Annotated in this window: 19 protein-coding genes; 14 read left to right on the forward strand and 5 right to left on the reverse strand. The window is 44.5% G+C overall.

Annotation, left to right across the window (positions count from 1 at the left end; translation table 11 throughout):
- Nucleotides 1-49: 49 nt before the first annotated feature.
- The 9 genes from QWT69_RS02010 (at nucleotide 50) to QWT69_RS02050 (ending at nucleotide 10,188) form a co-directional block, all read left to right on the forward strand.
- Entirely contained in the window at nucleotides 50-1,603 is a 1,554-nt protein-coding gene (locus QWT69_RS02010) for a putative bifunctional diguanylate cyclase/phosphodiesterase (protein ID WP_317968472.1), read from the forward strand.
- A 42-nt stretch (nucleotides 1,604-1,645) separates the two neighbouring features.
- Nucleotides 1,646-2,944: a diguanylate cyclase domain-containing protein gene (locus QWT69_RS02015; RefSeq protein ID WP_317968474.1), complete on the forward strand. Its 1,299-nt coding sequence runs from the start codon at nucleotides 1,646-1,648 to the stop codon at nucleotides 2,942-2,944.
- 122 nt (nucleotides 2,945-3,066) lie between these two features.
- Nucleotides 3,067-5,232: a DNA topoisomerase III gene (locus QWT69_RS02020; protein ID WP_317968476.1), complete on the forward strand. Its 2,166-nt coding sequence runs from the start codon at nucleotides 3,067-3,069 to the stop codon at nucleotides 5,230-5,232.
- 136 nt (nucleotides 5,233-5,368) lie between these two features.
- Entirely contained in the window at nucleotides 5,369-5,989 is a 621-nt protein-coding gene (locus QWT69_RS02025; RefSeq protein ID WP_317968478.1) for a hypothetical protein, read from the forward strand.
- A gap of 92 nt (nucleotides 5,990-6,081) precedes the next feature.
- The gene (ybaK, locus tag QWT69_RS02030) at nucleotides 6,082-6,573 is read left to right on the forward strand and encodes a Cys-tRNA(Pro) deacylase (RefSeq protein WP_317968480.1); all 492 of its coding nucleotides are present in this window, start codon (nucleotides 6,082-6,084) and stop codon (nucleotides 6,571-6,573) included.
- A 90-nt stretch (nucleotides 6,574-6,663) separates the two neighbouring features.
- Nucleotides 6,664-7,299: a YczE/YyaS/YitT family protein gene (locus tag QWT69_RS02035; RefSeq protein WP_317968482.1), complete on the forward strand. Its 636-nt coding sequence runs from the start codon at nucleotides 6,664-6,666 to the stop codon at nucleotides 7,297-7,299.
- Between the two features lie 71 nt (nucleotides 7,300-7,370).
- Entirely contained in the window at nucleotides 7,371-8,462 is a 1,092-nt protein-coding gene (locus QWT69_RS02040) for a hypothetical protein (protein ID WP_317968484.1), read from the forward strand.
- A gap of 72 nt (nucleotides 8,463-8,534) precedes the next feature.
- Nucleotides 8,535-9,725, forward strand: coding sequence for a glycine C-acetyltransferase (locus tag QWT69_RS02045; protein WP_317968486.1), 1,191 nt, complete (start codon nucleotides 8,535-8,537; stop codon nucleotides 9,723-9,725).
- 178 nt (nucleotides 9,726-9,903) lie between these two features.
- On the forward strand, nucleotides 9,904-10,188 hold the full coding sequence (locus tag QWT69_RS02050) for a DUF6958 family protein (protein WP_317968488.1): 285 nt from the start codon (nucleotides 9,904-9,906) through the stop codon (nucleotides 10,186-10,188).
- 96 nt (nucleotides 10,189-10,284) lie between these two features.
- On the opposite strand, the gene QWT69_RS02055 is transcribed toward QWT69_RS02050, so the two are convergent.
- On the reverse strand, nucleotides 10,285-10,941 hold the full coding sequence (locus QWT69_RS02055; protein ID WP_317968490.1) for a hypothetical protein: 657 nt from the start codon (nucleotides 10,939-10,941) through the stop codon (nucleotides 10,285-10,287).
- A gap of 189 nt (nucleotides 10,942-11,130) precedes the next feature.
- On the opposite strand from QWT69_RS02055, the gene QWT69_RS02060 reads away from it, so the two are divergent.
- Entirely contained in the window at nucleotides 11,131-12,078 is a 948-nt protein-coding gene (locus QWT69_RS02060; protein WP_317968492.1) for an L-threonine 3-dehydrogenase, read from the forward strand.
- A 48-nt stretch (nucleotides 12,079-12,126) separates the two neighbouring features.
- Here the strand turns inward: QWT69_RS02060 and QWT69_RS02065 are convergent, their stop codons facing one another.
- The 4 genes from QWT69_RS02065 to thiD all read right to left on the reverse strand — a co-directional run bounded on the left by QWT69_RS02065 (nucleotide 12,127) and on the right by thiD (nucleotide 16,529).
- Entirely contained in the window at nucleotides 12,127-13,479 is a 1,353-nt protein-coding gene (locus QWT69_RS02065) for a YjiH family protein (protein ID WP_317968494.1), read from the reverse strand.
- Between the two features lie 1,006 nt (nucleotides 13,480-14,485).
- Nucleotides 14,486-15,166 (reverse strand): bacillithiol biosynthesis deacetylase BshB2, encoded by a 681-nt coding sequence (bshB2, locus tag QWT69_RS02070; RefSeq protein ID WP_317970857.1) that lies wholly within the window; start codon nucleotides 15,164-15,166, stop codon nucleotides 14,486-14,488.
- A 36-nt stretch (nucleotides 15,167-15,202) separates the two neighbouring features.
- Nucleotides 15,203-15,553, reverse strand: a complete 351-nt coding sequence (locus QWT69_RS02075; protein ID WP_317968496.1) for a YojF family protein — start codon at nucleotides 15,551-15,553, stop codon at nucleotides 15,203-15,205.
- Between the two features lie 142 nt (nucleotides 15,554-15,695).
- Complete coding sequence (gene thiD, locus QWT69_RS02080) at nucleotides 15,696-16,529, reverse strand: bifunctional hydroxymethylpyrimidine kinase/phosphomethylpyrimidine kinase (RefSeq protein ID WP_317968498.1); 834 nt, start codon at nucleotides 16,527-16,529, stop codon at nucleotides 15,696-15,698.
- 213 nt (nucleotides 16,530-16,742) lie between these two features.
- On the opposite strand from thiD, the gene QWT69_RS02085 reads away from it, so the two are divergent.
- From QWT69_RS02085 to QWT69_RS02100, 4 genes are read left to right on the forward strand one after another with little or no spacing between them, the layout of a single operon-like run.
- A complete protein-coding gene (locus QWT69_RS02085) occupies nucleotides 16,743-17,516 on the forward strand; it encodes a DUF4230 domain-containing protein (RefSeq protein WP_317968500.1) in 774 nt (257 codons plus the stop codon).
- Nucleotides 17,506-18,192: a uracil-DNA glycosylase gene (locus tag QWT69_RS02090; protein ID WP_317968502.1), complete on the forward strand. Its 687-nt coding sequence runs from the start codon at nucleotides 17,506-17,508 to the stop codon at nucleotides 18,190-18,192. The genes QWT69_RS02085 and QWT69_RS02090 overlap by 11 nt, the downstream gene beginning before the upstream one ends.
- Nucleotides 18,193-18,238: 46 nt before the next feature.
- The gene (locus QWT69_RS02095) at nucleotides 18,239-18,409 is read left to right on the forward strand and encodes a uracil-DNA glycosylase (protein ID WP_317968503.1); all 171 of its coding nucleotides are present in this window, start codon (nucleotides 18,239-18,241) and stop codon (nucleotides 18,407-18,409) included.
- A gap of 2 nt (nucleotides 18,410-18,411) precedes the next feature.
- Nucleotides 18,412-18,693: a YwdI family protein gene (locus tag QWT69_RS02100; protein WP_317968505.1), complete on the forward strand. Its 282-nt coding sequence runs from the start codon at nucleotides 18,412-18,414 to the stop codon at nucleotides 18,691-18,693.
- The last annotated feature ends 54 nt before the right edge of the window (nucleotides 18,694-18,747 follow it).

Genomic DNA, 18,747 nt, shown 5'->3' on the forward strand with positions numbered 1-18,747 from the left:
TTTTTTACAGTGAGCATTACGCGAGAATCGTAATGGAAAGGAGGCGAACATGAAAAGATCTCATAGCGTAAAAAAACGGTTCTTGTTATTTTTTTTCGCCATTATCATAATCCCGAATGTGCTAGAAAAAGTCATCACTCGGCTGTTCGGTTTAAAATTTGAGAATGTCTTTTGGTACGACGTGCTTGATACGACAATCTTTCTTATCTTCGCCATTCCGGTTTTACTCTATCTGTTACGTCAAATTGACCGTTATGCCAGAGAACTGGAGTATCAGGTAGTAGAAAACAAGAAAATAGTTCAAGAGATTGAAGTGAGAAACAATGAACTGGCACATACAGATTCTTTGACGCAATTACCGAACCGCCCGAATTTATTTTATACATTAGATCATCTTGTTTTGCCAGCCTATCATAATCACGTAGGAATCTTTTTCATCGATCTGGATCGATTCAAGATTATTAACGATACGATGGGCCATTTATATGGTGATTTGTTCATAAAAGAAGTCGCCAGCCGGCTACAAAGCTTCCTGCCGGAGGAGTCTTTACTGTTTCGTCATGGGGGAGATGAATTTATCATTGTCACGCCAGACAGAGACGAAACTCAATACGAAAAGCTTGCAAAAGAAATCCTGGAACTGTTTGAAAGCCCTTTCACGTTTAAAGGGGACAATCTCTATACGACTGTAAGTATTGGAATCAGTGTTTTTCCGGAGCATGGTCATAATGCAGAAACGTTACTGAAAAATGCTGACAAAGCGATGTATAGTGCGAAAGAACGTGGAGGAAATACATTCTGTCTATATTCATTGACGGAAGAAGCAGGCGCCGTGCGCTCTATGAAATTGGAAAACGGCCTGCGGACATCAATTGAAAACGAACAGTTGCATCTAGTCTATCAGCCGATCATTCACTTGCAGACAAAGCGTGTGGTGGGTCTTGAAGCTTTACTGCGCTGGGAACATGCTGAGTTAGGCTCCATATCACCCGCTGAATTCATCCCGGTTGCTGAAAAGAATGGCATGATCATTCCGATTGGAAAATGGGTACTGGAGACGGCTTGCCGTCAATTGAAAGAGTGGCACTCAGAATTGCCTGACCTCTGTATAGCGGTAAATGTCTCGACACGTCAAATTTATGAAGAAAATTTTGCGGATACCGTTAAAAAAACGTTGGATGATTCGGGTGTAGCTGCATCCAAGTTGACGCTTGAAATCACAGAATCTCTTATGCAGAACCATAACTTTTCAAACCGTATATTTAAAAGGTTCAAGGAAATCGGTGTCAACTTGTCAATCGATGATTTTGGCACAGGCTATTCATCTCTTAGTGTTCTTAGTTCATTGCAGATTGATCGTTTGAAAATCGATCAGTCGTTCATTCAACAAATGCTCGAACATGAAAAAACAGGATCTATCGTCAAAACAATTATCGACATGGGGAATAATTTGGATTTGGAACTTATTGCAGAAGGTATAGAAACACAAGAACAGGAAGAAGCTCTTAGGGAATGTGGATGCCAGTACGGACAAGGTTATCATATAAGCAAGCCTTTTCCACCTGAAGAAATGTTCCGGTTTTTATCGGTCAGATCAAAATGATGTTGTGCAGTCATGGAAATAGATAGTTTTGGGGGAATCAAAGTGGATGATTCAAAAGGATTGTTACTAGATAAAGTATTGATGGAGGGGATTAAAGATATATTATTGGTTATTGAAGTGGCAAGCGATGGAGAACTTTATTATGCGTATGTAAACCGCGTAGCGAATGATCGGACAAATCTTTCTAAAGATGTGGTCGGAAAAGCATTGAGGGAAGTACATAAGCAAGAGGAATTCGAATTCTTCGAGGCAAACCACTTGAAAGTTATACAGACGCGGCAGGCACTATCTTATGAAGACAGTTTTCTATCGCCACAAGGCACGCATTTTTATTCACAAAGCTGGTTAACACCACTGTTTGATGAAAATGGGGATGTACAATACATTGTCGTCCTCGTGCATGATATTACAAGCAAAAAACAGGCCGAACTGGCTTTGAAAAGTTCGAAAGAGAAACTCGTTGAAAGTCAAGACCAATTCAGGATCATAGCGGAAAATTCACATGATCTTATCGCTTTAATTAGCGATAGAGGCCTAATAAACTACATATCGCCAAGTTGCGAAGAACTGCTCGGGATCGATAGCACCGCGTTCATCGGCAAGTATTACACAAGCTTTCTCCATCCGGTTGAAAAGCAACAATTGAAAGCGGCATTCGATTTGTCCGTTTCGCTGAAGAAACCGTTGAAAGAGAAGTATCGCATGCAAAATAGCGACGGAAATTGGCTCTGGTTTGAACTGCATGGCTCACCTGTTTTTAATGAACTTGGTGCTTATAGTCACTTCGTTGCGGTCTCACGCGACATTACGACGCGATATGAATATGAAAGTAAATTGACCTATTTCGCCTATTATGATGTATTGGCTGATCTGCCCAATCGTCGTCTATTCTTGAATAATCTCGCTGAAGCATTGGATCACAAACAGGTCCACGGCGGCGAACTGGCACTCATGTTAATGGATATTGATAAATTCAAACAGATTAATGATGAATATGGACACGATACAGGTGATCTAGTCATTAAGGGGTTTGCCGATCGCCTCAAAAAGGAAGTGACGTTGGAGGGAAGTACTGTCGCAAGGCTTGGCGGGGATGAATTTGCTGTCATATTGCCTAAAGTCAAAAACATGGAGGCAGCGGAGTCAATCGCTACAAATATTCTCCGCGTCATGCGGAATGAATGGAAGCTGCTTGACCATACATTGACCGTGACGGTGAGCATAGGACTTGCGATGGCTTCAGCGGAGGATCTGACAAATGTTACCCTGCTGAAAAAAGCCGATGTGGCACTGTATGAAGCGAAAGCGTCTGGCAGAAACCGTATACAGATTAATGGGTGAAAATTGCAAGGGCTTTCCAGGCGCAACTGGAAGGCCTTTTCGCATGTCATCATCTAGTCCCAGGGCATGCAACAATTACTGAACTCCCGTATAATCGAAGTATGAGGAAAGGGGATTTTTTAATGTCCAAATCAGTTGTGTTAGCCGAAAAGCCCTCGGTAGCAAGGGATATTGCCAGAGTGCTAGGCTGTAATAAAAAAGGGAACGGATTTTTAGAAGGCTCAAAATATATTGTGACATGGGCACTTGGCCATCTTGTCACGCATGCAGATCCTGAAGGGTATGGAAGTGAATATAAAGAATGGAAACTGGAACTGCTCCCAATTATTCCAGATCCATTCAAGCTGACGCCGATCCGTCAGACGTCGAAACAGTTCAATGTCGTGAAAGCGCAATTGCGACGTAATGATGTGACGGAAATCATCATTGCAACAGACGCTGGGCGTGAAGGGGAGCTCGTCGCCCGCTGGATTCTGGAAATGGCCAAAAATCGCAAACCGGTTAAACGGCTATGGATCTCTTCCGTGACGGACAAGGCGATTACGGACGGCTTTAAAAACTTAAAGGACGGTCGTGCATATGAAAACTTGTTCGAAGCAGCAGTCGCACGAGCCGAAGCGGATTGGGTCGTAGGCATTAACGCGACACGTGCGCTAACCGTGAAATACAATGCCCAATTGTCGACAGGGCGCGTCCAGACACCGACGCTTAGTATGATTGCAGAACGTGAAAAGCAAATCCGTGAATTTAAGCCTAAGTCATATTATGGCTTACAAGCAATTACCGAAACGGCAAGATTCACATGGTCTGATAAAACCGGTCAGACGCAGTCATTCAATAAAGAAACGGTTGAAAACCTGCTTACCAAGCTTGACGGTATCCATTCAGGGAAAGTGACGGACGTGAAAACGGTACCGAAACAGCAGCCAGCACCCTCTCTGTTTGACTTGACTGAACTGCAAAAAGAAGCACATCGACGCTGGTCTTGGTCTGCGAAAGAGACGCTGTCGACATTACAAAACTTATATGAACGCCATAAAGCGGTAACGTATCCGCGGACGGACTCCAAGCATTTGACATCGGATATGGAAAGTACATTGAAAGAGCGTATTAAAGCCGTCGATATAAGTGCTTATCGCAAATCGGTCAATGTCTTATTGCGAAGCAAGTCGGTGAAGCCTCAAAAAGGTGTAATAGACGACAAACGCGTGTCCGATCACCATGCGATCATTCCAACGGAAGAAACACCAATCATGCAAAATTTGTCTGACAAGGAACAGCGTCTGTATGACCTGATCGTCAAACGCTTCTTAGCTGTATTTTTCGGTCCGTTCCGTTACGACCAAGTGACTGCGGAACTTGAAGTGGGCGGGGAAATGTTCAAGGCGAAGGGCAGAACCGTGACGGATGAAGGGTGGAAAGCGGTTTATTCCACAGATGAAGAGGAAGAGGATTCCGACCGGTTACCACCGTTCACGAAAGGAGCGGCTGTAGAAGTTCGTGCGGTTATTATGACGGATGGCCAGACGAAGCCGCCTGCTCGTTTCAATGAAGGAACGCTACTTGCCGCAATGGAGAACCCATCCCAATTCATGGCGGGTGAATCCAAGGACTTGATTAAGACGCTTGGCGACACGGGTGGGCTTGGAACGGTAGCGACACGTGCGGATATAATTGAAAAACTGTTTAGTTCGTTTGTCATCGAGAAAAAAGGGAATGATATTTACACGACTTCTAAAGGCAGACAGTTACTTGAACTTGTACCTGAAGATCTGAAATCTCCTGCGCTTACAGCAGAGTGGGAACAGAGTTTGACGAAAATTGCTGAAGGTAAGATGAAAAAAGAGGCGTTCGTCAAGGATATGATTGCCTTTTCGAAGAAGACCGTCCATGAAATTAAAACGGATGACAAAAAATTTAAGCATGACAATGTATCTGGTAAGATGTGCCCGGACTGCGGCAAGGCTATGCTAGAAGTGAACGGCAAAAGAGGAAAGATGCTTGTTTGTCAGGACCGTGAGTGTGGGCATCGACGTAATGTGTCCCAATTGACGAATGCACGTTGCCCGAACTGCAAAAAGAAACTGGAGTTGCGAGGAGAAGGCGACGGCAGGATTTTCGTTTGTAAATGCGGTCACCGCGAGAAGTTGTCTGCATTTGAAAAACGGAGAGAGCGGTCTGGCGGCAAGAAGGCGGATAAGCGTGATGTGCAGAAGTTCATGAAAAAGCAAGAAGAACCAGAGAATACCGCAATGGCAGATGCGCTAAAAAAACTATTTGATAAGTAAATAAGGTGCATAATCGGTTGGTACCAGGCGATAATGCCTTTTAAATAATCAGATTATGGCTCTTTAGAGGGATTTATTACCGCTTCAAAAATGGATATAATTAGAATAACTACAACTAGCTCAGGAGGTGAGTAACATGAATGCCATTATGTCCTCAGCATTTGCTGGAGATCAATTGCAACGATATGATGCGGTGAGACGCAGAACTGCCGAGCATGCATACGACCGGCAAGCTACTTATAATGGACGCAATCAGAAAACACTCGGTGACTTGGAAGCGTTGTTGACTGGGAAAATAGAACTCGACAGTCCACCGGAAAACCGTGATTTCAAAAAGTTGGACGCGGGGCAAGTGAAGCAGATTGCACTTCCGCTAGGCAAAACGTTGGAAGAAACAGTAGATGCATGGCGGGATGTTCGTCGTGACGCGATTTCATCTCCTGAGCAAACGACTGCCGAACAACAATTGGCAGCAACAGCATCGGCTAAAATACTGGAGACAGAAGCACGGATCGCACTGCAGGAACGTCAAGAGTCCCAGATGAAGCTGGAAGCGTCCCGTAATCACGTGGAAACGGTCCGTAATCAAATCGTTTCGTTGCCAGTGGCATCCATGGAACTTCCAACTGAAATGGAACGGGAAGAACTGCTGGAACGGAAGCGGTTCACGAAGGCGATTTCCGCTTATTCAGTTCAAGTGGACGCGAAGCGAAACGGTTTTAACATGGAAAGGCCAAGTTTTTATAAAACTGCATAAACAGAAGTGAAAGTAGGGGTGAATCATCATAAATGATGAGACCTCTGCTTTTTTCTTCTTACTAATTTCGGAAATGCGAAAGGCGTGACGATATGGGAAAGCAGAAGAAATCGGTTAAAACGAATGCTGTCCGGATTTTGGAGACGGAAAATGTAGCATATGAACTGTTTGAATACGCAGTCGAAGATGCTCATCTGGATGGTGTAACGGTCGCTGAAAAGACGGGGCAATCAGAAAAAGTCGTCTATAAGACGCTTGTCACGATTGCTAGTCCACGTGAACTATATGTCTTTATTATTCCTGTCGCCGAAGAGTTGGATTTGAAGAAAGCAGCAAAAGCAGCCGGTGTAAAGAAACTTGATATGCTTCCGCTCAAGGATCTGACGAAGGAGACGGGATATGTTCGTGGAGGCTGCTCTGCTGTCGGCATGAAAAAACAATTTCCGACCGTCATTGATAGTTCTGCTGGGAGTCTAAATCAGATGATCGTCAGTGCAGGGAAGCCTGGTTTGCAAATGCAATTAGCGCCTGCTGACCTTGCAAAAGTAGCCGAAGCCTCTTTCCACGCGGTAGTGAAGGAGTAAACACATATATCTTCACTGAATGGCTCGTGCTACAATGGGTAGTGAAATCAAGTGATCCTTGTGAAGGATGGCACGGAAAGAAGAATGTATATGAGAAAGACATTTATGTGGAGATGGATATTCTTCCTGGTCGGTATGATGATCATGTCGCTCGGTATTTCAATGACAATCAAAGGTCAACGGCTAGGGATTGGACCATGGGATGTGTTGCATGTCGGTCTGTACCGGAATTTCGGTCTGTCAATCGGCACTTGGGGTATCATTACGGGGTTCATCATCATACTTGTGACAGCAGCCGTACTGAAGCAATGGCCGCAAATCGGTACTTGGTTAAATATGGTGTTGATCGGTTTATTTATTGACCTTTTCAATTGGTTATTGCCGGATTTCGGCACGTTACCTGGCCAAGTGATTATATTTACGTTCGGAGTGCTCGTCCTTTCGTATGGCATCGGCATTTACGTTGCCCCGAATGTCGGAGCAGGCCCACGTGACAGCCTGATGCTCATCCTTGTCGATAAACTAGGGATTGGTGTCAAGAAAGTACGGACGATGATTGAAGTCATTGTTGCAATAGCGGGATGGCTACTAGGCGGACCCGTAGGAATCGGTACGGTGATTATCGCTTTGCTCATTGGTCAAATTGTTCACTATTCATTGCCGCAGTGCAGAAGATTGCTGTTGAAAATCATTAAAGAGGAAGAGAGCATCCTATTCCAGAAATAATTTCCTAGAGCACAGGCGAACAAGCCGTGCTTTTTTTTGTTGGTTGGGCATAAGGTAGTTGTATCAATTGATTGGAAAGGATGGTTATCATCTACGGTACAATTACGGAATATATGGGGACAGCCTATACAGGAATTGGGATTGCACATAAATATGACACACTGATTGCCACCTCGGAAAAGACGATTTTTTTGAAGGCACCGCCAACAAATGCTCTTTCCGCTCTGCTTGATGAAGCCGCTTCGTATTTCATCAAGAGGGGATTTGACGTCGATCGCTTTAACAATCCGGCAGATCCGGATCGGACAGATGCTATTTATATTAATGCATTCAACTTGTTCATCATCCAATCATCCCATCCGGTAGCGATTGAGCCTACGGAACTTGGCGGGCGTCATAGTATCATCAGTTTTTATGATGCCTTCGATGTAGATCAACTACACAGTCGGGCAGTGGAGTTGAAGACGATTGCGGATGAATGTGATAAGACATTACTGAAAATGTTGCAATCGATGTCTGAGGCGAAAGCAATCCATGAAGAAAAAGAGCAAGTGAACATGGATAGGATGATGTGGCATGAACATGAACTTCTAATTGAATCCTTGAAAAATGACCTGTTCGGCACGATGAAACTTCATAAGAACTCGACGGTGTCCCATCGTATTGCAGGATCTCTTTCCCCGGGTGGTGCGCGTGATTACTTGCCGTCCATCACGAGCCGCATGAAAAAACGGATGCTCATGAAAGGCTTATCGGGGACAGGTAAATCGACGATGCTGAAAACGCTTGGAAAAGAGGCAGAATCACGTGGGATTGATGTGTTGTACGGTTGGTGCGGACTTGATCCGACAAGTGTCGACCTCGTACTATTCCCTGAGCTGTCCGTTTGTATTTTCGATGCAACCTTGCCGCACGCCTATGATCCAGAAGGACCGCGTGATGAAGTGCTTGACCTTATTTCGATGTGTATGACGGATGAGGAAGCAGACAACAAACTCGAGCAAATCGACAGCCGCTATAAGGAAAAAATTATGGATGGAACCGGTTATATGCTTGCTTTCGCACAAGCGGAAAACCGTTTGCGCGAAGTGATGGATAAAGCAATCGTTAGAATAACATTTGACGAAAAAGCAGGAAAACTGATGAAAATGATTGATCGCTGAAACTGCCCATTCAGCTAGTTTTGCCGCTGTGTGGTAAAATAGAGGCATCACTTGTTGGAAAGGAAGATCAATTTGTCAAAAGTTCTAGATGCTTATTTACAAGAAAATCTGCAAGAATTACGCGACCAAGGTCTATACAATGAAATTGACGCAGTAGAAGGCCCGAATGGCCCGATGATTAAAATTAAAGGTAAAGAGCTAATTAACTTATCCTCGAATAACTATTTAGGTCTAGCAACAGACGAAGATTTGAAAAAGCTTGCGATTGCAGCAACGGAAAAGTACGGCGTAGGAGCGGGTGCGGTCCGTACAATTAACGGAACACTTGATATTCACTTGCAGCTTGAACAGAAGCTTGCAGAATTCAAAGGAACGGAAGCTGCGATTTCTTATCAATCAGGATTCAATTGTAATATGGCTGCGATTTCCGCAGTTATGACGAAGAAGGATGCAATTCTTTCAGATGAGTTAAACCATGCATCCATCATCGACGGCTGCCGTCTTTCGGGTGCAAAAGTTATCCGTGTAAAACATCAGGATATGGATGATCTCCGTGCGAAAGCGAAAGAAGCGACAGAATCAGGCCAATACGAAAAAGTGATGTATATAACGGATGGTGTCTTTTCGATGGATGGGGACATTGCGAAGTTGCCTGAAATCGTAGAGATTGCAAAAGAATTCGATTTGATTACGTATGTTGACGATGCGCATGGATCGGGTGTAACAGGTAAAGGAAAAGGAACTGTGAAGCATTTCGGTCTTGAAAAAGAAATTGACATGCAAATGGGGACATTATCAAAAGCAGTCGGTGTTGTCGGTGGATATGTTGCCGGAACGCAGAACTTAATCGACTGGTTGAAAGTCCGTTCACGTCCGTTCCTATTCTCCACGGCTTTGCCTGCAGGCGACGTCGCAGCAATCATGGGCGCGTTAGATATGATTACGGACTCGACTGAACTACATGATAAGTTATGGGAGAATGGCAGTTATTTGAAAGAAGGACTGAAAAACTTAGGATTCGATATCGGTGCCTCCGAAACGCCAATCACGCCATGTATTATCGGCGAAGAGAAGCTGACACAACAGTTTTCAAAACGTCTAATGGAAGAAGGCGTCTATGCAAAATCAATCGTCTTCCCAACAGTAGCAAAAGGTGTAGGCCGCGTGCGCAATATGCCAACGGCTGCACATACGAAAGAAATGCTTGATAATGCACTTGCGATTTATGAAAAAGTAGGAAAAGAGCTCGGTGTCATTTCGTAATCGCTAGTTAATCAATCCCCGTATCAGCTGAAAATTTTGCTGATACGGGGATTTTCTTTATTTCGCCAGTTAAAATTACAAAAGTAGTGATCTTGAACTATTTTACATTACAGTATGATTATTTTATAGGGAAAAGGGTAATGATGAGTAGAAATAATGAAATGAAAAGGGTGACAATATGCGCTATAACGAGAGCATTCATTTATTCCAATCGAACGGGAAGGTTGGCGCTTCGATTGTGAAATTCAGATATGAGAAAATCAAGAAGACGATGCTACTGATTATTCGAGAGGCGGGTGTCATTTCATTCGAAGAATTAGCCGCTCGAACTTTGAAAAGGTTGACGCCTTTTGACGGTAACAATATGTGGTATATGGAAGCAATTGTCACAGACCTTGAAGTAAGAGGTCAATTGGAATGCCCAATGCTAAATGGACAATTATTCGTCAAAACGGCCAGTTGAATAAGACGCACGTGACAGTAAATAGAAGGTGCCAGTAGAAAACCCATCCTCAATGAAAAAAGATGGGCTTTCTTTGCGTTAAGAATTTTTTTCGTCTTACACTTCTTTCGATGCAACAGTCCTCTTTGCCATTCTGTTCAACATATGATGGACGACAAAACGCTGCATACCGACCGCCTGCTTCGTCGCAGATGCGGATTCCGCTTCAAAAAGAGCAGGATTATTTTGTTTGAAAGCGATAATTGCCTTCAATGAATGCGTCATCCACGGTGTACCGAGCTTCGACAAACATTCCTGTGACTTCTCCATATTGCTGCTCATTGTATAGCCGATGCCCGCGTAATAATGTTTGTACGCCGGATCTCCCATCGTCTTGGCTTCTTCAATTAACCCCCGCCAATCTTTCTTGAAAAACAGCAGATTCGCTTTGTAAACTTGTTGGACTTCCGCATTTGCATACGATTTCAAAATACGGTTCAACGACTTAATAACCTCTTCATCGGTTCCATGTGCCAGTGCATGCGCATAACCGAAAATAGGTTTACTCTGATGATTCGTCAAATAACGTCCAATGAGTTTTAAATTGCGGGCTTTGTAGATAATGTAGAATGGATACCCCATGGAAATAGCGAATGTGAATACCATTAGTAGCGTAAAGACAAGCCATGGCGAAACGCCCGCTGTGAACAAACCGACTGCCAGCAAAGCGCTGGCGATAATTACGATTATATAATTCGTGTATTTACTGAACATGCTGCACCCCGATGTTTTTCCTCTAGTATAACAGAATTTTCACAGTAAATGCTTCCTGAAAATATCTGTAGTTGTATTTCGTAGATGAACATAATATAATCATAATGTATTGATGGTAATGAGTTTTGATTAGATAAATGAATGAGTGTCCTTCCCATAAACACATTTGACCTTTAGGAGGAATACATAGTGAAGAAAATCATGGTTACTGGAGCATTAGGGCAAATTGGTTCTGAATTGATCACTAAACTGCAGAAGGAATACGGCGAAAATAATGTCCTCTCTACAGATATCCGCAAACCTGAAAAACCAGTCACGGGTCCGTTTGAAATCCTAGACGTAACAGACAGCAAGCGTATGCATGGAGTGGCAAAAGAATTCGGGGCTGACACGATGATGCATATGGCGGCACTACTTTCTGCAAAAGCTGAATCCAATCCACTCTTCGCTTGGAACCTCAACATGGGCGGGCTTATGAACTCCCTTGAAGTATCACGCGAACTAGGTATGCAATTTTTCACGCCGAGCTCAATTGGCGCATTCGGTCCTTCTACTCCAAAAGTGGACACACCACAAGACACATTACAGCGTCCAACGACGATGTATGGCGTCAATAAGGTGGCGGGCGAACTGCTTTGCGACTATTACTTTACCCGTTTCGGTCTGGACACACGCGGCGTGCGTTTCCCGGGATTGATATCCTATGTGGCGCAACCTGGCGGTGGAACGACGGACTATGCGGTTGATATTTATTATAAAGCGTTAGAAGAAGGGAAGTATGAATCCTTCATCGCAGAAGGTACACGAATGGATATGATGTATATGCCCGATGCGTTGCAGGCGATTGTTGACTTGATGGAAGCAGATCCTGCGAAACTAATCCATCGTAATGCATTTAACGTAACGGCGATGAGCTTCGAACCTGGCGAAATTGCAGCTTCGATCCAGAAACATCTGCCCGAGTTCAACATTTCTTATGACGTCGATCCTGTTCGTCAGGCAATCGCTGACAGCTGGCCGGATAGCATCGATCCGTCTGCTGCAGTTGCGGAATGGGGCTTCAAAACGACGTATGATCTTGACTCAATGACAGCTGATATGCTCGAAAAGCTGCGGACGAAACTTCAGATTTCTTAATCAAAAGACCGTCATTCCTTTTATGGAATGGCGGTCTTTCTGTTTTTATTAGAACAATAAATGTGCCACACCCGCAACAATCGGCAATGCAATTAATGTACGGAGTAGGAAGATGATAATGAGGTCCAAAATATTCAATGGAATTTTCGTTCCTAAAATCAGGCCGCCGACTTCAGACATATAAATAAGCTGCACAACCGAAATCGTCGCAATCGTGAACAGCGTAATCGGTGAAGTGATTACACCATCCGCCAAAATTACCGGTAAGAACATGTCTGCGAATCCAACAACCATCATTTGTGCGGCTTCCGCAGCTTCAGGAATATTTAATAAGGCCAAAATCGGTTCAAACGGTTTTCCTAAAATCGTAAACACGCTTGTAGTTTCAGCTAGAATAAGTGCGACCGTCCCGAATGCCATGACAACCGGTGCTACGCCGATCCACATATCAAGGACGTTTTTCATGCCGTCTTTAATGGTAGTTGAAATGGAACGATTCTTTGATGCTTTATCAAGAGCGTATTCCAATCCGTGGCTGACAACGTTATAGCCTTCAGGCAACTTTTCTTCTGCACCTGTGAATTTACGACCGTCAATATATTCTTCTTTTTTTCCGCGTAACGGATAAATCCGCGGTACGATGAGTGCCAATACAATTCCTGTTAGAATGACTGTCGCGTAAAATGGAAGGAAGTATTGCGACATGCCAACCGTGTCAATAATGACAAGAGAGAAAGTGATGGACACAACTGAAAATGTTGTCGCGATAATTGCCGCTTCACGTTGCGTGTAATGACCATCTTCATACTGTTTGCTAGTTAATAAAACCCCGATTGTCCCGTCGCCGATCCAAGAAGCCAATGCATCAATGGAAGAGCGTCCAGGCAAGTTGAATAGCGGGCGCATCACTTTCACCATCATCGTTCCAAAAAATTCCAACAGACCGAAATTCAACAGAAGCGGCAACAGCAATCCCGCAAACAGGAAAATGGTGAATAGGAATGAAACAAGACCATCCGGCGCGAGCAGCAAGCCACCCGTGTCTTCGCTCCAAATTGCTTCAGGTCCGATTTTAAACGTCACCATTACCGCAAAGACCGCCCCAAGTAAACGAGTGATTGTCCAAAACGGCGTTACTTTGAACAAGCTTTCTGCTAGAGAAGGGTTTGAACTATTACGCGGGATGAATAAAAATGCAATAGATCCGAGAGCCGCGATTACAATAATGAACATTGCCGCCATCGGCATCGCAGGTTCAAGCCAACCAGACAGAATTGCTGCGAATTTGGCAATCGGTACTTTCCATTCCTCTCCGAATTTGAATGGGATCATGAATAGTAAAATCCCGAGAATAGAAGGGACTAAAAAATAAAGCCATGTGGATAAACTATGTTTTTTCAATAGGGTGTCGCTCCTTGTGAATAAATTCTCGTTGTTAATGTATAATTATACATTCTAACGAATTTCATGCCTGTTGTAAATATACTATCACAAAGTTGGAGTTTTCAGTTACTGATTTTGAAATGTTTTGATGTGTGGGGGGTAGGTGGTGTTGCTGGGGGGTGTGTTTCGTTGCGAGAAGGTTACGTTTCGATACGAGCAGGGTACGTTTCGATACGGCGGTTCTACGTTTCGTTGCGGGCAGGTTACGTTTCGATACGGCGCTCCTACGTTTCGATACGCGCGGTCTACGTTGTGTTGCGTGTTCTACGTTTCGTTGCGGGCAGGTTACGTTTCGATACGATGCTTCTACGTTTGGATACGCGCTGTCTACGTTGTGTTGCGGTTTCTACGTTTCGTTGCGAACGGGTTACGTTTCGATACGACACTCCTACGTTTCGATAGGCGCCGGTTACGTTGTGTTGCGCGTTCTACGTTTCGTTACGAACGGGTTACGTTTCGATACGATGCTTCTACGTTTCGATACGCGCTGTCTACGTTGTGTTGCGCGTTCTACGTTTCGTTACGAACGGGTTACGTTTCGATACGGCGCTTCTACGTTTCGATACGCGCTGTCTACGTTGTGTTGCGCGTTCTACGTTTCGTTGCGGGCAGGTTACGTTTCGATACGGCGCTTCTACGTTTCGATACGCGCTGTCTACGTTGTGTTGCGCGTTCTACGTTTCGTTGCGAGCAGGTTACGTTTCGATACGATGCTTCTACGTTTGGATACGCGCGGTCTACGTTGTGTTGCGTGTTCTACGTTTCGTTGCGGGCAGGTTACGTTTCGATACGATGCTCCTACGTTTCGATACGACACTCCTACGTTTCGATACGACACTCCTACGTTTCGATACGACACTCCTACGTTTCGATACGACACTCCTACGTTTCGATACACTTACAACACGCCCACAAAAAACGCCTCTCCAATTCAATAGGAGAGGCGTTGCCTGATGTCGATTACTTATTCAAAATCGTTGTTCCAATCGTACGTATAGAATCGTTCTGTATGCAACCATTTTAATGCTTCGGGATCTTTTTCTGCTAAGCGCTTTTCCATATCACGCATCATCCAGACCGTTTGGGAAGCATGCGAATTTAATGTTGCAATTTTTTTGTCTGCTGCTGCTTCAACGTTGTGAATGATGTCGGGTTCACCTAGAACTTCGGCTGTGTTGTTGGCGAATGCAATTGTATATAATGTCGGACGTGCTGAATCCGGCATGCGTCTAATCGCCCTCACGACTGCGCGGGCTGTAGCATCATGATCCGGATGGACGGAAAGGCCCGGATAGAACGAGATAACGAGTGACGGATTTGTTTCTTCAATTAGGTCAGCAACAAGCTTAACCATTTTTTCGTCGTCTTCGAATTCAATCGTTTTATCGCGTAGTCCCATCATACGCAAATCGGTCAGTCCCATGGAAGCTACGGCTTTTTGAAGTTCCTGTTTGCGAATGAGCGGCAATGTTTCGCGGTTTGCGAAAGGCGGGTTGCCTAGATTTCGACCCATTTCACCGAGTGTCAGACAAGCATATGTGACAGGAACACCCATCTCGATATATGTGGAAATCGTTCCGGATACGCCGAAAGCTTCATCGTCGGGATGCGGGAATATGACAAGTACGTGGCGTTCTTTTTTTATCATCGAAAAGCCTCCTTAAAGATGCGGTCAAGCGTTTTAATATGTAAACGGTGTTTCGCTAATTTCTAGTGAGACGGCGAGTTTGCCATCTGGATCGAGTCCGGCCATTAATAATCGGTTATGTTCGTCGAGTGTATAATGCGTGATTCCTTGTGCGTAAATCCAGCCTGACGGCAATTTTAAACCGATGCGGTGTGGCGAATCGCCTGCAACTTTACCGAGTTCGTATTTGACAACAACATTCCGGATGAATGCGCCGGCGTTGAAGAAACCTTCCTTGAAATGTGCTGCGTATGATCCATTTGTCGTTTCGAGATGAATATACACGTCTTTATTCGCAAAAGTATTGAGTAGTTCCTGTAAGTGATCAGGTTTAACCAGTTCCATGCAAAATCCTCCTTCATTAAAAATGCGGATGAGTTAAGTATATAGAAAACATCGTTTGAATGCGATTGACGTGCTTATGGAGGGGGTAGAGGACCATAAAAAAAGCCGGACATCCAGTTGGAATGTCCGGCGCAACAAGTTATTATAATACAGTTTTCGTAATGTCAGACGCGCCGAAACGAGTCTTCGCACCATGCATAACTGGGCCTACGTACTCATTCAGCTTCCATCCATTTGCTATCGCTGCTGTCACGAATTGCTTCGCTTCGATGACGGCTTCTTTCACGTCTAGACCGTTTGCCAGATTCGCTGTAATTGCAGCTGCGAATGTGCAACCTGCACCATGGTTGAAATGGGTGTCCGTCTTTTCAGCTTCAAGCAAAGTGAATGTCTTCCCGTCATAGAACAGGTCTGCTGCCTTATCATGATGCAATTGCTTTCCGCCTTTAATGACGACATTGCGCGCGCCAAGTGAATGGATTTTTTCGGCGACGGATTTCATCTGCTCGATTGTTGTGGGTGTTTTCATGCTTGCAAGTTGGCCTGCTTCAAAAAGATTAGGTGTGACGATTTCCGCTTTTGGCAGCAAATACTCAACCATTGCGTCAACGGTCCCCGGGTTGAGAACCTCATCTTCACTTTTACATACCATGACGGGGTCAATTACAACATGATCCAGCCCTGATTCCGCAATCGCTTCGCCCGCTGTTTTAATGACTTCTTCTGTGCTCAACATGCCGGTTTTAATGGCGTCAATGCCTGTAGAAAGAGCTGTTTTAATCTGTGCACGAAGTACGTCAATCGGTAACGAATAAACACCGTGGCTCCAATTATTGTCAGGGTCCATCGTTACAACGACTGTCAATGCTGTCATGCCGTACGTTCCGTGCTCCTGAAATGTCTTCAGATCGGCCTGGATCCCCGCGCCTCCTGAAGTATCTGAACCTGCAATTGTCAACGTCTTTTTCATCGTCATAATAAATAGTCTCCCCCGTCTTGTGCTGAATTCTTTCTTATATGATAATCAAGATAGGGAAAAAATACAATTATCGGATTTTTACACGTAACATCCTGTTTGATGAAATGTGGTCATATGTATTGTTTGACAGGAAACTTTCCGCTAATCTAAACGTACAAGTTAGTAGTGAGATGAATGACAGATAACTAGAATCAAAGGATGGTGAATGGAATGGCAGATCACAAGAATGATGACCGGTCTAAAGTAAACAAGGAATTGAAGGCGGCGAAGTCTGAAAGTGCTGTGACGATGGAAGAGGCTATCGGCCGTGAAAAAAGGGGTCGACGCTTTAGATTCCCTTTTATTCGCCTGCGGTATTTGAAAAGGTGGGTTCTATTAATGGCCGTCATCGCAGTTTTGCTTGTGGCTGCGATTCCGTTTGCAACTTTTTATTTCCTGAAGCAGGGCAGTACATTTACGGAAGACAAAGGTGTATTTCTTGAGCGGATCCAGGATCTGAATGAAATGGCAACGGCAGAAGCGTTCACGAAAGTCATTATTGAACGTCAAGACAATCAAATTTTCGGACAAAGTATCGGCCTAAACGTGCCTGGAACGAAACGACAGCTACTCGTCGTTATACCAGGATCAATCAAAGCGGGTATCGACTTGTCAGGTGTGACGGAAAAAGATCTTGTGATAGATGAAAAGAATAAGACTGTGAAACTTGTATTGCCTAGTGCCGAGTTCCTTGGCGGGGCAGAAATCTATTTTGAAAACGTCGAAGTCTTTTCATATGAAGGCGTATTCCGCGAGAAGGCGGATATTGAAGAGGCATATGAGCTCGCTGCAGAAGCGAAAACACTTATTATGGAAGAGGCAACAGGTCAAGGCGTGCTGAAAATGGCTCAATTCAATGCCGAAAAGACATTGAAAGAAATGTTTTCATTCGCGGGCTACGATGTGACAATCGAGTTCAAGGAGAGTGTGAAAGATGACGAATAAACCGTTTGGAAACGATTGGGATACAGTGCTTGCGAATGAATTCGAGAAAGAATATTATGCAAGATTGCGTTCGTATTTAAATGAGCAGTATGAAAATCGTAATGTCTACCCGGTGATGGACGATTTGTGGACTGCGTTCAAACTGACACCTTTTAATAATGTGAAAGTCGTTATTTTGGGACAAGATCCGTATCATGGGCCGGGACAGGCGCATGGACTTAGTTTTTCCGTCCAACCGGGAGTCAAAGTTCCGCCTAGTTTGCGGAACATTTTCAAGGAATTGCAATCGGATATCGGGTGTGAAATCCCTGACAACGGAACATTGACGGGTTGGGCGAAGCAAGGTGTGCTCATGTTAAACACCGTTTTGACAGTGAGGGATGGAGAAGCGAACTCCCACCGTAAGCATGGATGGGAACATTTCACGGATGAAGTAATTCGCCGTCTGTCGGAGCGTGAAGAACCAGTTGTTTTCGTTCTTTGGGGGCGTCCGGCACAGGAGAAGAAAACTTTGATAGATTTATCGAGAAATGCGGTCATTGAATCCGTCCATCCGAGTCCGTTGAGTGCGAGCCGCGGATTTTTCGGCAGCCGTCCATTCTCCAAAACGAATGGCGTTTTAGAGCAGTGGAATGAAGTGCCGATTGACTGGTGCGACACGGATGCAGGACTTTAAAACGAGTCCTCTCCATGATACAGTTAATAGGAAAGAGGTTGATCGTATGGCTGTAAACTGTTTTCAATGTCAGTACTTTTTCGTCACATGGGATCCGAAAAATCCCCGTGGCTGCAAAGCATATGGTTTTAAAACACGTGAATTGCCGTCGATTGTCGTACGGAAGTCATCAGGCATGGAATGCTTGAAATTTGAACCGAAGAAAGGAGGCAGCTGACGTTGATTGCAACTGAACGGATACTGGTAGAAATGGATAGACAACTGGCTCTCGCAAAAGAGGCTGGCAACGAACAGGCGATGCGTGAAGCATTGACGGCCATCCGTTCACTTTGCCAAGTAGTGCTTGGTAGCGGGGAAGTGCCGCAGCGCACGGCATCTGTAAATAGAGAGTTGACGGTAGCTTCTATGGGACAGCAGCCTACACCTTCTCAGGTTGTGTCGCTTGATAGCAAGCCCTTGATCGAGAAAGATGCGAACGGTGGCTCCATTTTCGATTTCTGATTGTCGGGAAAACGACAAGTTTCAAACGCGGAAAGATGCGTAACACGGTTATCA

It is taken from the genome of Sporosarcina oncorhynchi (genome assembly GCF_033304615.1).
Classification (GTDB): domain Bacteria; phylum Bacillota; class Bacilli; order Bacillales_A; family Planococcaceae; genus Sporosarcina; species Sporosarcina oncorhynchi.